Raw genomic sequence first — 14,101 nt, 5'->3', positions numbered from 1 at the left:
GACACATGAGCGACACCCCGGACAGCGCCGTCCGTACGTACACCGAGCACCACCGCGCCGCCTTCCTCGCCGACCTCGCGGAGTGGCTGCGCATCCCTTCCGTCTCGGCCCAGCCCGAGCACGCGGCGGATGTACGGCACAGCGCGGAGTGGCTCGCGGCGAAGCTCAAGGAGACCGGCTTCCCGGTCAGCGAGGTGTGGGAGACACCCGGTGCCCCGGCCGTCTTCGCCGAGTGGCCCGCGGCCGATCCGGCCGCGCCGACCGTCCTCGTCTACGGCCACCACGACGTGCAGCCCGCCGCCCGCGAGGACGGCTGGCACACCGACCCCTTCGAGCCGCGGATCATCGACGGCAGGCTCCACGCCCGGGGCGCGGCCGACGACAAGGGCCAGGTCTTCTTCCACACCCTGGGCGTACGGGCCCATCTCGCCGCCACCGGGCGCACCGCTCCCGCCGTCCATCTGAAGCTGCTGATCGAGGGCGAGGAGGAGTCCGGCTCCCCGCACTTCCGGGCCCTCGCCGAAGCCCGCGCCGACCGGCTCGCCACTGATGTGGTGGTGGTCTCCGACACCGGCATGTGGTCCGAGACCACCCCGACCGTGTGCACCGGCATGCGCGGCCTCGCCGACTGCGAGATCGAGCTCCACGGCCCCGACCAGGACATCCACTCCGGCTCCTTCGGCGGTGCGGTGCCCAACCCGGCCACCGTCGCGGCCCGGCTCGTCGCGGGCCTGCACGACGACGCCGAACGCGTCACCATCCCCGGCTTCTACGACGGCGTCACCCCGCTCACCGACGCCGAGCGCGAACTCTTCGCCGAGCTGCCCTTCGACGAGGCGGAGTGGCTGCGCACCGCCAAATCGCACGGCACTCTCGGCGAGAGCGGCTACTCCACCCTGGAGCGGATCTGGGCCCGGCCGACCGCCGAGGTCAATGGCATCGGGGGCGGCTACCAGGGCCCCGGAGGCAAGACGATCATCCCCGCCTCGGCCATGGTGAAGCTCTCCTTCCGGCTGGTGGCCGGGCAGGACCCGGACGCGATCGAGGTGGCCGTCAGCCGCTGGATCGCCGAACGCGTCCCGGCCGGCATCCGCTACAACCTCACCTTCGGCGCCTCCACCCGCCCCTGCCTCACCCCGCTGGACCACCCCGCCCTGCGATCCGTCGTCCGCGCCATGAGCCGGGCCTTCGACGGAGCGAAGATCCGCTTCACCCGCGAGGGCGGCTCGGGACCGGCCGCCGACCTCCAGGACGTGCTCGGGGCGCCCGTGCTCTTCCTGGGCATCTCCGTCCCGTCCGACGGCTGGCACGCCCCCGACGAGAAGGTCGAGGTGGACCTCCTGCTCAAGGGCGTGGAGACCGCCGCGCATCTCTGGGAGGACCTCGCCACCACCCTCAGCCGATCCGCCGACCTGCCGACCCGCTGAACCGAGACCCGACGCACCGGGGGAGTTGGAAGTACGTGAGCATCAAGGGCCACGCCACCGCAGATCGCGCCACCGACCAGAGCACACCGCCCGCCGCCGGCCCGGCGCCGGCCGGTCCCGCCGCACCGATCAGCCCGGCCGCGCCGATCAGTCTGACCGCTCCGAGCGGGATCGACCGCGCGGCGCACCACCGGCTGGACGAGGCATGGCTGGCGGCCGCGTGGAGCCATCCGACGACCCGGGTCTTCGTGGTCTCGGGCGGCCGGGCACTGATCGACGACACCCCCGACGGCCGCACCGAGCTGGTGATGACGCCGGCCTTCGAGGCACCCGTCACCGAGACCCACCGCTACTTCCTCGGCATGGACGAGAACGGGGTGCGCTACTTCGCGCTCCAGAAGGACACCCTGCCGGGGCGGATGGACCAGTCCGCCCGCCCCGCCGGGCTGCGGGAGGCGGGGCTGCTGCTGGACCCGCGCGACGCCGGTCTGCTGGTCCACGCGGTCGCCCTGGAGAACTGGCAGCGGCTGCACCGCTTCTGTTCCCGCTGCGGCGAGCGCACCGTGATCGCCGCGGCCGGCCACATCCGGCGCTGCCAGGCATGCGGCGCCGAGCACTATCCGCGCACCGACCCCGCCGTGATCATGCTGGTGACCGACGAGGACGACCGGGCGCTGCTGGGACGCCAGGTCCACTGGCCCGAGGGACGCTTCTCGACGCTGGCGGGATTCGTGGAGCCGGGGGAGTCCATCGAGGAGACCGTGCGCCGCGAGGTGGCGGAGGAGGCGGGGGTGACGATCGGCGAGGTGGCGTATGTCGCGAGCCAGCCGTGGCCCTTCCCGTCCAGTCTGATGCTGGGATTCACCGCGCGGGCCACCTCGTCGGAGATCACCGTGGACGGCGAGGAACTCCACGAGGCCCGCTGGTTCTCCCGGGACGATCTGCGGAACGCCTTCGCGTCGGGGGAGGTGTTGCCGCCGTACGGAATCTCCATCGCGGCCCGGCTGATCGAGCAGTGGTACGGCAGCCCGCTCCCCAAGCCGGGCAGCGTCTTCTGACCCGGCGGCCGGGTGCCGCTTGTCCGTCCCCGGCCGGACAGCCCCGGCGTCCCGCCGGGGTCCCGGGGTCTTCCGCGCCGGGGCGGCGCGGCGGCGCGGCCGGTCCCCGGGGACCGGCCGCGGGCGCACAGCGCCGGTGCTCAGGCGCCGATCTTGGCCTTGACCTGCGCGAGCGAGGGGTTGGTCAGCGTCGAGCCGTCCGGGAAGAGCACGGTGGGAACCGTCTGGTTTCCGCCGTTGGCCTTCTCCACGAAGGCGGCCGACTCCGGGTCCTGCTCGATGTTGATCTCGGTGTACGCGATGCCCTCCCGCTCCAGCTGGCTCTTCAGCCGACGGCAGTAGCCGCACCACGTGGTGCTGTACATCGTCACAGTCCCCGACATCGTCCTCTGGGCTCCTCTGTTTTGGTTGTCCGGTCTTCCCGGCCGTACTGGGTTCTTCCCGGTGCGCCGGGCGGGCCCGGCGCCGCGCCGGACGGCTGACCGCCCCCGCGCGCACGGTGTCACCCGCACCGGATCAAACGTATGTGGCCCGGCCACCATTCCCGTATTCGTATGACCGCGGCCACCGTGCTGTGGACAACCGCCGCATCCGCCTCCGTGAACCTGGCAGCATGGCTGTGTGACAGCAGCAACGCACTCCTCCCTTTTCCCACAGGTCCCCGAGTCGGCGGACGCGGTGCTCGACGGGCTCGACCCCGAGCAGCGCGAGGTCGCGACCGCCCTTCACGGTCCGGTGTGCGTCCTGGCGGGCGCGGGCACGGGCAAGACCCGGGCCATCACCCATCGCATCGCCTACGGGGTCCGGGCGGGGATACTCCAGCCGGGCAGCGTGCTGGCCGTCACCTTCACCAACCGCGCGGCCGGGGAGATGCGGGGACGGCTGCGCCAGCTCGGCGCGGGCGGCGTCCAGGCCCGCACCTTCCACTCCGCCGCACTCCGCCAGCTCCAGTTCTTCTGGCCGAAAGTCGTCGGTGGGGATGTGCCCCGGCTGCTGGAGCGCAAGATCCAGCTCGTCGCCGAGTCCGCCGCGCGCTGCCGTATCCGGCTCGACCGCAATGAACTCCGCGATGTGACGGGCGAGATCGAGTGGGCCAAGGTCACCCAGACCGTGCCCGCCGACTATCCCGCCGTCGTCGCCAAATCCCTCCGCGACGCCCCGCGCGACACAGCGGAAATCAGCCAGATCTATGCGATGTACGAGCAGCTCAAGCGTGATCGCGCGGTGATTGATTTCGAGGATGTCCTGCTGCTCACGGTCGGCATCCTCCAGGACCGGGCGGACATCGCCGAGCGGATCCGCGGTCAGTACCAGCACTTCGTGGTCGACGAGTACCAGGACGTCAGCCCGCTTCAGCAGCGGCTGCTCGAACTGTGGCTCGGCGACCGGGAGAACCTCTGTGTGGTCGGCGACGCCAGCCAGACGATCTACTCCTTCACCGGGGCCACCCCCGACCACCTGCTGAATTTCCGCACCCGCCACCCCTCGGCGACCGTCGTCAAACTGGTCCGCGACTACCGCTCGACCCCCCAGGTCGTCCATCTGGCGAACGGCCTGCTGAGCCAGGCCCGCGGCCGGGCCGCCGAGCACCGGCTCGAACTGATCTCCCAGCGCGACCCCGGCCCGGAGCCCGCCTACACGGAGTACGCCGACGAGCCCGCGGAGGCGGAGGGCACCGCCCGCCGGATCCGGGATCTGATCGCCGCCGGGGTGCCCGCCGGAGAGATCGCCGTGCTCTACCGGATCAACGCCCAGTCCGAGGTCTATGAGCAGGCCCTCGCGGACGCCGGAGTGCCCTATCAGCTCCGGGGCGCGGAGCGCTTCTTCGAGCGCCAGGAGGTCCGGGAGGCCGGTATCGCCCTGCGCGGGGCGGCGCGGGCCGGGGGCAATGACTCCATCCTCGACGATGTGGACGATCTCCCGTCCCAGGTCCGCGCGGTCCTCTCCACCAAGGGGTGGACGGCCGAGCCGCCCGCCGGATCCGGCGCGGTGCGCGACCGCTGGGAGTCGCTGGCCGCCCTGGTCCGGCTCGCCGAGGACTTCGCCCGGGCCAAGCCGGGGTCGGGGCTCGCCGAGCTCGTCACCGAGCTGGACGAGCGGGCCGCGGCCCAGCATGCCCCCACCGTCCAGGGCGTCACCCTCGCCTCCCTCCACTCCGCCAAGGGCCTGGAGTGGGACGCCGTCTTCCTGGTCGGCCTCACCGAGGGCATGATGCCGATCACCTATGCCAAGACGGATGAGCAGATCGAGGAGGAGCGCCGGCTGCTCTATGTCGGCGTCACCCGAGCCCGGCTCCATCTCTCCCTCTCCTGGGCGCTCTCCCGCTCGCCGGGCGGCAGGGCCTCCCGTCGCCCGACCCGGTTCCTGAGCGGGCTGCGGCCGGGCACGACGGCACCGGGAGCGGGAGGGGCCGGCGGCGCCGGGGGCGTCGAGCGCGGCTCCGGCCGCCGCAAGCGGCGCGGTCCGGTGCTCTGCCGGGTCTGCGGGCAGACGCTGACCGACGCGGGCGAGATGAAGCTGATGCGGTGCGAGGGCTGTCCATCGGACATGGACGAGGGGCTCTACGAGCGCCTGCGGGAGTGGCGCTCCGGCCGGGCGAAGGATCTCGGTCAGCCCGCCTATTGCGTGTTCACCGACAAGACTCTGATGGCCATCGCGGAGACCGTCCCCGGGGACGAGAGCGAGCTGACCCGCATCCCCGGTGTGGGAGGTCGCAAGCTGGAGCGGTTCGGGGCCGATGTCCTCGCCATCTGCGCAGGTGAGGAGCTGGAGGAGGGGCCCGGGGAGGCCGCCGGGGAGGAGTGAGAAAAACTCGTCGGAAAAATAGTTTGCGCCCGCCCCGACTGTCCCCATAGGTTCTTAACCACGAGAACAGCGGCTTCTCTGAAGCCCTGTCCTCGTGTTGTACTTATCCGAATAGCAGCGACCGGCCCCGGCCGGTCCCGAGACGCCGAGAGGAGGCGAGTCCAGTGACCAAGATCAACATCAACCGCAGCAGCTTCATCGACTTCACCGATATGGCCGGTCGCTCGGCCGTCGTCTCCGCCTGCTCGCTCGGCCTCTCCGCGTCGCTTCCCGCCACCGGTGTGTCCGGCTTCCTGGCCGAGATGCCCGCATTCGGCCTGGGCGGTCTCCCCGTCCCGGCGCGGAATGAGCGCAATGAGCGACCGACCAAGGCACTGGAAGCAGGAGTAGCGGCAGAGGCGAAGACGTATGCCTTTGCAGCGGCCAGTGCCGAATCCCTGAAGCAGACCAAGCAGCACCACGCCAAGTGGGCCTTCCGTGGGCTCGAACCCTGGAGCGATCCAGCCTGACTCGATCAGGCCGGCGCCTTCAGGGCCGCGGAACCCCACTAGGGATCCGCGGCCCTTCTGTTTTCCCCAGAACCGGGGAGCAGTGCGAAGGGGCCTCGGGACAGCAGCACCCGGTACCAGCTCCCCGGCCTCGCCGGGGGACCAATAACCGGCCGACCGGCCGGACCGACAAGACGAGGAACGACACCACCGTGCAACTCGAAGCGCACGCCCCGTCCGTACCGCCTTCCGAGACCACGCTCCCGCTCGCCCACACGGAGGACTCCACCTTGACCCCGCTCACCGCGCTCACCGCGCTGGACGACGCCATCGAGAACCTCGGCGTACCCGTGCCGTGCCGTTCGTACGACCCCGAGGTCTTCTTCGCCGAGTCCCCGGCGGACGTCGAGTACGCGAAGTCCCTCTGCCGCACCTGCCCGCTGATGGAGGCATGCCTCGCGGGCGCCAAGGAGCGGCGTGAGCCGTGGGGCGTCTGGGGCGGCGAGCTCTTCGTCCAGGGCGTCGTGGTTGCCCGCAAGCGGCCCCGTGGCCGTCCGCGCAAGAACCCGGTTTCGGCATGAACGTCATCGGGACCATCGACCGCCCTCTCACGCACGATCCCAAGAAGCAGGCCCCTATGCCCACTTCCGCGAGCGAGCCCATCGGCTCCGCCACCCCAGCTGTGAACACCATCGGCGCCAACCGCTTGCGCCAGAACAGGACCCGCGAGATGCAACTCATTCCAGAAGCCCTGGCGCGCGCGCATATGCAAGACCGCATGCGCGAAGCCGACGCGGAGAGCCGGGCCGTGCGCCTGGTCACCGCCCGGCGCATGCAGCGGCGTGCCGAGCGCGTATCGATGCGCGCCCGCCGTGCGCTGGCCATGGCCGTCATGCACTGACCTGATGTACACCCGCGGGGGGTTATCGTCGCCGGGTGGACCAGCAGCAGACTCCGCACCCGGCCGGAACGGATGACGAGAGCGTGATGTGTTCCCGCTGCGGCAAGGCCGCACAGGGGACACCGCCCACCTGGACCTGTTCCGTGGAGAACCATGTCCGGCACTACTTCTGCGACGACTGCTCCCGCGCGAATCTCCGCGCGATTGAAAGCCGGCTCGACTCCGCCTGGTGGTAGTCTCCCGCCCCGCCCTCCGGGCCGGGGCGCGCTACTTCACCAGCGGCACGTCATCGGGCGTCCCCTCGCCACCCGGGCCCGCCGCACCCCCGGAGGCGACCGCACCCCCGGAATCCGCCGTACCCGCCGAGCCCGCGGAGTTCCCGGAGCCCGCCCAGCCCGCGCCGCCCACCGCTTCCACCGCGCCCACCGCGTCCACCTCGCCCTCCGCTTCCAGCCCCTCCACCGTGTCGGCCTCGTCCTCCCACTCCTCCTCATCGGGGAGGAATCCCGGCAGCCAGGAATCCAGCTCGTCCCGCAGCCGGACCGTGGCGTTCAGCTGACACAGCACACCGATGGTGCTCAGGGTCACCCGGTGTATCAGCAAGTAGGAGGGCGGAAGATTCAGCTGCTTGCCGAGCTGATGGGCGGGCGAGCGGATGTCGGCGATCCGGGCGGCCTGGGCCCGCATCCAGCTTCTGGTGAAGGTGAACTCCTCCACCTCCGCCGGTTCGATGATCGGCAGCAGATACTCCAGCACCGCGTCCGGGTCGAGCTCCATCTCGTCCTTGACGAAGTTCTCCTCCCGGAGCAGGGCGTACACCGTCTCGGCATCGCCCTCCAGCGTCATCCGCAGACAGTCCCCGACCGTCCGGGGGAGCCCGCCGGGAAGCCGGTCGACGGTGCCGAAGTCCAGCACCCCCAGCCGCCACCCCTCGCTCTCCCCGTCGCCCTCGTCCCCGGGGATGAGCCGGAAGTTCCCCGGGTGGGGGTCGGCATGGAGCAGGCCCGTCCGGGCGGGCCCGGAGAAGAGGAACCGGGCCAGCAGCTGTCCGGCCCGGTCCCGCTGCTCCTCGGTGCCGCCGGTGATGACCTCGGCCAGCGGGACACCGTCGATCCATTCGGTGACCAGCACCTGATCCGACTGGTGCACCACCTCCGGCACCAGCACATCCGGGTCGCCGGCGAACTCCGCCGCATGCGCGCGCTGGGCCTCCGCCTCCAGCCCGTAGTCCAGCTCCTCCGACACCCGGTCGCGGAGCTCGGTGATCAGCGGCTTGATGTCCATGCCCGGGATCAGCGGCCCGAGCAGCTTGGCGAACCGGCTGAGCTGGGTCAGATCGGAGAGCAGAGCCTCCCCGGCCCCCGGGTACTGCACCTTCACCGCGACCTCGCGGCCGTCGTGCCAGACCGCGCGGTGCACCTGGCCGATGGAGGCGGCGGCGGCCGGCTTGTCCTCGAAATTGAGGAAAAGCTCCCGCCACTCCTCGCCCAGCCGCTCCGTCAGCACCGCGTGGACCGTACGGGTCGGCATCGGCGGCGCGGCGTCCTGGAGCTTGGTGAGCGCGGCGCGGTAGGGGCCGGCGATCTCCTCGGGCAGCGCCGACTCGAAGACGGACAGGGCCTGCCCGAACTTCATCGCGCCACCCTTCAATTCTCCGAGCACCTTGAACAACTGGTCGGCTGTGCGCTGTTGCAGCTCACGGGTGACGATTTCGGCGGACTTCCCGCCGATCCGCTTGCCCAGACCCCAGGTGGCCCGGCCGGCGAACCCCAGTGGCAGTGCGGCCAACTTGGCGGTACGGGTGACCGCTTTCCGGGGAAGATCAGACATGCGCCCCTCCATTTCCCACACAGCCGTGCCGCAGGTGCCGTACGGCCCTTACTCCGCTGACAGCGGTTACCCGGCCATTGTCCCTTCCGGCGGCCCGAAGCCGGAGGCGCCCTCCCTCTCACTTTTCCGCGCGGCGCCGCAGGCGCAGTCGGCGTGCGGTCGAATCCGCTCCGAGCGCCATTCGAGAATCGGCAGAGCCGCCTCCCAGCGAGTTCCGGTGGACGCCGGCAGCTCCCCGTCGAGAAATGACAGCGCGTGGGCGGCTGCCATCCCCGCCACCAGCGCGGCCAGGGTGATGTCACAGGCCGGGACCGGGGCACGGCGTCCGCCCGAGCGCCACTGCGCCAGCAGCCTCGGCCACCCGGGATCGCTCTCGGTCCGGGCCAGCTCAAGACAGCCGGCGCAGCCCGTCCCGCCGGGGAGCACCAGCGGGCCCACCACCCCGGTCGCCTCGATCACTCCCGCATAGAGATGAGGGGTACCGGTCGCGATCCACTCCTCGGCCGCCACCGGGTCGGGGGCATGCGCCGCGAGCCCGTCCCGGGGGCAGACCATGACCAGCGAGAGCCCGGCCGGACCCGAATCCACGGCCTCGGCCCCGCGCCCCGATGCCCCCGCCGCGGGCCCGCCCGTCCCGGCCCCGGACGGTCCGTCTCCAGCCGCCCCGTGCCCCGCGGACCCGGAACCGCGCCCCGCGGCGGCCGGAATCGCTGAACCTGCCGGCCCGGGCCGAGCGCGGGCCGGCGGCACCGATGCCATGTCACGGACCATCCGCCGGGCCGCGGCATCCCGGCGCTCCCCGACGGCCCGGACCGGCAGCCCGCCCGGCGCCACGTCCCAGGGCTCGGCGAACCCGCCGTCCAGCACCTCCACCCGCCCCACCCCCGCCGCCGAGAGCAGCGCCGCGACCTGCGCACCGACCCTGCCCGCGCCCCGGACCCGGACGGACATCGCCCGCCGGGCCGCCAGCCGCCGGATGCCGTCGCCCGGACCGGGGTGGACCACCGAGAGGGAAGCCAGATCGGGGCGGAGCCGGCCGGCCGTGCGGGTGCCCTGCCGCAGCGCGTCGGCCGCCGGGCCGCCGCCGGTGGAATCGTCGATCAGGCCCGCCGCCGAGAGCCGGCGCACCAGGCTGTCCACATGCCCGTCGGGCAGCCCCATCGCCAGCGCCTCCGCCCGGAGCAGCGGCAGCCCCCGGGTCCCGTCGAACATCTCCAGCAGGGCCCCGGTCGCCGTGTCCACCGGGCCGACCGTCACGGCATGCGCGGGTGTCACCCCGAACTGAACCGTCTGCCGCTCCCGCCAGGCCCGCCGCAGCGCGGGCTTCACCATCGGATGCATTTCCCTCCCCGTTTCTCTGTGCGAATGCCCGTACGGGTTGTTCGTACGGGCATTCACGCGAAGTGCCGATGCGGATGCCGATCCCGACTCGATCCCGATCCCGGCGCCCATGCGGTCCCGGTCCGAGTGGCGGAGCAGCGGAGTGGCCGAGTGGCAGAGGCGGCTGTGCACCGCCGGCCCGCACTCGCCGCCGATCCGTGTTCTCAGAATGCAGGGCCGCGCGGATGCGGGTGAAAAGTTGTCCACAGGGGATGTGCATTAGTCGTTCAAATGGTGCAGTGATGAAGTGGATCATGCGCGAACCGTTGAGGAGACAGGACTTATCCCGGTGTCAGCGGGTAACGTCGGGACGTGTCCGTCGACCCCTCTCCTCGCGTCTCCGGGGAGTCTCCGCCCTGCCCGTCCCGCGGACCGGGGACGAGTGCGGTCGAGGTCCGCAGGAGCGCCCGCCGCAGCAGAACGGTCTCCGCCTACCGCGAGGGCGACCGGACGATTGTCCTTATTCCTGCCCGTATGTCAGAGGCGGAGGAGCGGCGCTGGGTCAGCGTCATGCTGGACAAACTCGCGGCCCAGGAGAGCAAGCGCATCCTCGGCGACAGTGAACTCGCCGAGCGCGCGGAGCGCCTGTCCGCACAGTACTTCGACGGGCGCGCCAGACCCGAGTCCGTGCGCTGGGTGACCAATCAGAACACCCGCTGGGGCTCCTGCACCCCCGCCGAGGGCAGTATCCGCCTGTCGCACCGGCTCCAGGGGATGCCCGAGTACGTGGTCGACTACGTGCTCGTCCACGAGCTGGCGCATCTGCTCGTACCCGGCCACGGGCCGCGCTTCTGGCGGCTGCTCGAAGCCTATCCCCGCACGGAACGGGCCCGCGGATACCTTGAGGGGGTCGTCGCCGCCGACCGGCTGCCCCAGCTGCCCGCCGTGGACGACGACTGACCTCGCGGGAAACACGGACCGGGGGCGCCCGGCCCGGGCGGCGGAGGGTGACCGCGCCTGATCGCCTTGTACCGAATGTGTCCCATCGCCTGCCCGCGCTTGGCTCAATGTAGTGGTCAACCGTTAGCCTGACGCGCAACATCGGCATTCAGGATGGGGGACGGTCGTTACGTATGGCCAGGGAATTCCAACGCGGTCACAAGGCCAAGATCAGTGATCTCACACCGGGTACGGATCTCTATGTCGGGGTCCAGATCGCGGCACCGGGGCTGAGCTTCGACATCAGCTGTTTCGGGCTCGACGCCAATGAGCAGCTCTCGGACGACCGGTACTTCATCTTCTTCAATCAGCCGAAGTCGCCGGAGGAGTCCATTCAGCTCCTTGGCGCGCAGTCCGGCGACACCGAGTCCTTCCGGGTCACGCTCGACCGGATACCCGCCGGCATCGAGAAGCTCTCCTTCACCGCCACCATTGACGGCGACGGCCGGATGTCGCAGGTCGGCCCGGGCTGGATCCGGATCGTCGCGGGTGGCGAGGAGGTTGTCCGCTACCCCTTCGACGGCTCCGAGTTCACCACCGAGCGCGCGGTGATGCTCGGCGACTTCTACCTCAAGGACGTCTGGCGTTTCGCGGCCGTGGGGCAGGGCTTCGACGGCGGCCTGGAGGCGCTGCTGAAGAACTTCGGCGGCGAGGTCGCCGAGGAGCAGCCCGCCGCGCAGCCGCCGCAGCCGGAGGCGCCCGCGTTCGCGCCGCCCGCCTTCGGGGCGCCGGCCGCACCCGCGGCACCCGCGCCTCAGGTGCCGCAGCCGCCACAGCCCGCGCCCGTCTTCGGATCCCCGGCGCCGGCACCCGCCCCGCAGAGTTACGCGGCGCCCGTCGCGCCTCCCGGGGTGACCGTCCCGCCGCCCGCCCCCGCGGGTTACGGACAGCCGCCCCAGCAGCCGTACGGGCAGGTGCCGGGTCAGGTGCCGGGGCAGATCCCGGCCCAGCCCGGCGCGCCCGCCCCGTACGGCCAGCAGGCCCCGCCGCCCCCCTACGGGCAGCAGACCCCGCCCCCGTACGGGCAGGCCCCCGCCGCCCCCTACGGGCAGCCGCAGGGTGTCCCCCAGGGAGCGCCCGCGTCCGGCGCCGGTCTCCAGGCGGCACTCCAGCCCTATCGCGAAGCCCCCACGGGCATGCGCTGGACCTCGCAGAACCAGCAACTCGTCCGGGTCGAGCTCGCCCTGGGCGGTTCGGCGGTCCTCGCCCGTCACGGCAGCATGGTGATGTACCAGGGCAAGGTGGACTTCAGTCACAAGGGCGCGGGTTTCATCGGCCGCAAGGTCGGTGCCGCCACCGGCCAGGAGATGCAGCTCATGCGCTGTACCGGCCGCGGCCAGGTCTTCCTCGCCGAGGACGCCGCCCACCTCTACCCGATCGAGCTCCAGGGCGACGGCATCTGCGTCTCCGCGGAGAATGTGCTCGCCTTCGACGAGGACCTCCAGTACGAGATCCGCCGTATCGAGGGTCACGGCATCCCCGGCGGGGCGCTGTTCACCATGCAGTTCACCGGCACCGGCACCGTGGTCGTGAAGACCCAGGGCACCCCGGTGGTCCTTCCGGTGACCCCGACCACCTTCGCCGACGCCAACGCCGTCGTCGCCTGGTCGTCCGCCTCCCAGGTGATCCTCTCCAGCCAGGTCCGGCTGCGCCGCAGGGCGTACCCGGGACACAGCGGGGAGACGGTCAATCTCCAGTTCCGGGGAGCACCCGGCAATTTCATCGTCGTTCAGCCGTACGAGGTCTGAGGGAGCCCGAAGAATGAATCAGCAACTCGCGGGCTTCGCCGCGACCCCGCTCGTGGCCCGCATGGAGAACCACGGACGCTCCATGCTCAAGGTCGCCATGGCCACGGGCCAGGACCTGTTCGCCCGTACCGGCTCGATCGTGTCGTACGAGGGCTTCATCCAGTACGAGCCCAACCCGCCCGCCGCCCGCCAGGCCGCCGAACAGTGGGTCACCGGTGAGGGCGCGCCCGTCATGAAGTGCACCGGCGACGGACTGCTCTACCTCGCCGACTACGGCGCGGACGTGGTCGTCATCAATCTGAACAACGAGTCGCTTTCGATCAACGGCAGCAATGTCCTCGCCTTCGACGCCCACCTCCAGTGGGGCGTGGAGAAGGTCAAGGGCCTGGCCAAGCTGGCCGGCCAGGGTCTGTGGAACGTCGAGGTCGCGGGCACCGGCTGGGTCGCCCTGACCTCCCGCGGCACCCCGATCGTCGTCGACTGCGGCCGCGGCGACGACGAGACCTATGTGGACCCCGACGCCCTGGTCGCCTGGTCGCCCAATCTCAAGGTGAAGGGCAAGCGCAGCTTCAAGGCGTCCTCCCTCATGGGACGCGGCAGCGGCGAAGCCTTCCAGATGGCCTTCTCGGGACAGGGGATCGTCGTCGTACAGCCGAGCGAGGACAGCACCGACCGCCTCCGGGTCCGGGGCTGAGGGGGAGCGAGAACACACCATGCAGAGCCCACTTTTCACCCATGCGGAACAGCAGTCCCAGGACCGCTACTTTCTCCAGAATCCGCAGATGCTGCGGGTCGCACTCACCGGCAGTGACGACGTACTGGCCCTCAAGGGCGCGATGGTCGCCTTCCAGGGACTGATCGACTTCGACGGCGAGTACGACTGGTCCGGACGCAACCGGAGCAGCGAGGCCACCGGCGAGACCCTGGAACTGATGCGCTGTTCCGGCCAGGGCACGGTCTACCTCGCCAACATGGCGCAGTACGTGCACCTCGTGGACATCGACCACGACGGCATGACGGTCGACAGCTCCTACGTCCTGGCGCTCGACTCCTCGCTGCACACCGAGATCATCGAGGTGGACAGCCAGTACGGGATCTCCGGCACCGGCAAGTACCAGCTCAACATCAGCGGCCGGGGCAAGGTCGCGCTGATGACCTCCGGTCCGCCCCTGATGATGCGCGTCACACCGGAGACCTTCGTCAATGTCGACGCGGACGCGATCGTCGCCTGGTCCACCCCGCTGCGGGTCCAGATGCAGTCCCAGACCTACTCGTCCAGCATCACCCGGCGGCGCGGCAGCACCGGCGAGGGCTGGGAGCTGAGCTTCCTCGGACAGGGCTTCGCCCTGGTCCAGCCCAGCGAGGTCATGCCGCCGCAGAACGCCGAGCTCGGTGAGGGACTGCGCGGACAGTTCGGCAACAGCGGACGGAATCAGAACAACCGCTGGACCTGACCGGACGGGTCCACCGGACCACCGGTCCATGGGTAAGGGGCGGCCTCCCGGAGGCCGCCCCTTACCCATGA

The 14,101-nt window shown here is 71.1% G+C and carries 14 protein-coding genes; 11 read left to right on the top strand and 3 right to left on the bottom strand.

Annotated elements, in window-relative coordinates; genetic code table 11:
- Nucleotides 1–5: 5 nt before the first annotated feature.
- Both AAFN69_RS18760 and nudC read left to right on the top strand, forming a co-directional pair.
- Entirely contained in the window at nt 6–1,427 is a 1,422-nt protein-coding gene (locus tag AAFN69_RS18760; protein WP_347729703.1) for a dipeptidase, read from the top strand.
- Between the two features lie 128 nt (nt 1,428–1,555).
- Nucleotides 1,556–2,485, top strand: a complete 930-nt coding sequence (nudC, locus tag AAFN69_RS18755) for an NAD(+) diphosphatase (protein ID WP_347729912.1) — start codon at nt 1,556–1,558, stop codon at nt 2,483–2,485.
- Nucleotides 2,486–2,625: 140 nt separating this feature from the next.
- Here nudC and AAFN69_RS18750 read toward each other — a convergent pair whose 3' ends face one another.
- Nucleotides 2,626–2,868: a mycoredoxin gene (locus tag AAFN69_RS18750; protein ID WP_347729702.1), complete on the bottom strand. Its 243-nt coding sequence runs from the start codon at nt 2,866–2,868 to the stop codon at nt 2,626–2,628.
- Between the two features lie 238 nt (nt 2,869–3,106).
- Between AAFN69_RS18750 and AAFN69_RS18745 the strand changes: the two genes are divergently transcribed.
- The 5 genes from AAFN69_RS18745 (at nt 3,107) to AAFN69_RS18725 (ending at nt 6,915) form a co-directional block, all read left to right on the top strand.
- Nucleotides 3,107–5,290, top strand: a complete 2,184-nt coding sequence (locus AAFN69_RS18745; protein ID WP_347729701.1) for an ATP-dependent DNA helicase UvrD2 — start codon at nt 3,107–3,109, stop codon at nt 5,288–5,290.
- A 164-nt stretch (nt 5,291–5,454) separates the two neighbouring features.
- Nucleotides 5,455–5,799 carry a hypothetical protein gene (locus tag AAFN69_RS18740; protein WP_347729700.1) on the top strand — a complete coding sequence of 115 codons (345 nt, stop codon included), beginning with the start codon at nt 5,455–5,457 and terminating at the stop codon, nt 5,797–5,799.
- 191 nt (nt 5,800–5,990) lie between these two features.
- Nucleotides 5,991–6,359, top strand: a complete 369-nt coding sequence (locus AAFN69_RS18735; RefSeq protein WP_347729699.1) for a WhiB family transcriptional regulator — start codon at nt 5,991–5,993, stop codon at nt 6,357–6,359.
- Nucleotides 6,356–6,679, top strand: coding sequence for a hypothetical protein (locus AAFN69_RS18730; RefSeq protein WP_347729698.1), 324 nt, complete (start codon nt 6,356–6,358; stop codon nt 6,677–6,679). The genes AAFN69_RS18735 and AAFN69_RS18730 overlap by 4 nt, the downstream gene beginning before the upstream one ends.
- A 35-nt stretch (nt 6,680–6,714) precedes the next feature.
- Nucleotides 6,715–6,915 (top strand): hypothetical protein, encoded by a 201-nt coding sequence (locus tag AAFN69_RS18725; RefSeq protein ID WP_347729697.1) that lies wholly within the window; start codon nt 6,715–6,717, stop codon nt 6,913–6,915.
- 31 nt (nt 6,916–6,946) lie between these two features.
- Here AAFN69_RS18725 and AAFN69_RS18720 read toward each other — a convergent pair whose 3' ends face one another.
- Both AAFN69_RS18720 and AAFN69_RS18715 read right to left on the bottom strand, forming a co-directional pair.
- Complete coding sequence (locus tag AAFN69_RS18720) at nt 6,947–8,509, bottom strand: AarF/ABC1/UbiB kinase family protein (RefSeq protein ID WP_347729696.1); 1,563 nt, start codon at nt 8,507–8,509, stop codon at nt 6,947–6,949.
- Nucleotides 8,510–8,575: 66 nt separating this feature from the next.
- Entirely contained in the window at nt 8,576–9,850 is a 1,275-nt protein-coding gene (locus AAFN69_RS18715; RefSeq protein ID WP_347729695.1) for a ThiF family adenylyltransferase, read from the bottom strand.
- A 351-nt stretch (nt 9,851–10,201) separates the two neighbouring features.
- On the opposite strand from AAFN69_RS18715, the gene AAFN69_RS18710 reads away from it, so the two are divergent.
- The 4 genes from AAFN69_RS18710 (at nt 10,202) to AAFN69_RS18695 (ending at nt 14,030) form a co-directional block, all read left to right on the top strand.
- Nucleotides 10,202–10,789, top strand: coding sequence for a M48 family metallopeptidase (locus AAFN69_RS18710; protein ID WP_347729694.1), 588 nt, complete (start codon nt 10,202–10,204; stop codon nt 10,787–10,789).
- A 173-nt stretch (nt 10,790–10,962) separates the two neighbouring features.
- Entirely contained in the window at nt 10,963–12,576 is a 1,614-nt protein-coding gene (locus tag AAFN69_RS18705) for a TerD family protein (RefSeq protein WP_347729693.1), read from the top strand.
- A 13-nt stretch (nt 12,577–12,589) separates the two neighbouring features.
- Nucleotides 12,590–13,270, top strand: a complete 681-nt coding sequence (locus AAFN69_RS18700) for an AIM24 family protein (protein WP_347729692.1) — start codon at nt 12,590–12,592, stop codon at nt 13,268–13,270.
- A gap of 19 nt (nt 13,271–13,289) precedes the next feature.
- A complete protein-coding gene (locus tag AAFN69_RS18695; protein ID WP_347729691.1) occupies nt 13,290–14,030 on the top strand; it encodes an AIM24 family protein in 741 nt (246 codons plus the stop codon).
- Nucleotides 14,031–14,101: the final 71 nt, after the last annotated feature.

Source organism: Streptomyces sp. CAU 1734 (assembly GCF_039888735.1).
Classification (GTDB): Bacteria; Actinomycetota; Actinomycetes; order Streptomycetales; family Streptomycetaceae; genus Streptomyces.
Note: the sequence above shows the minus strand (reverse complement) of the source record. Positions and strands in the feature narration are given on the sequence as shown.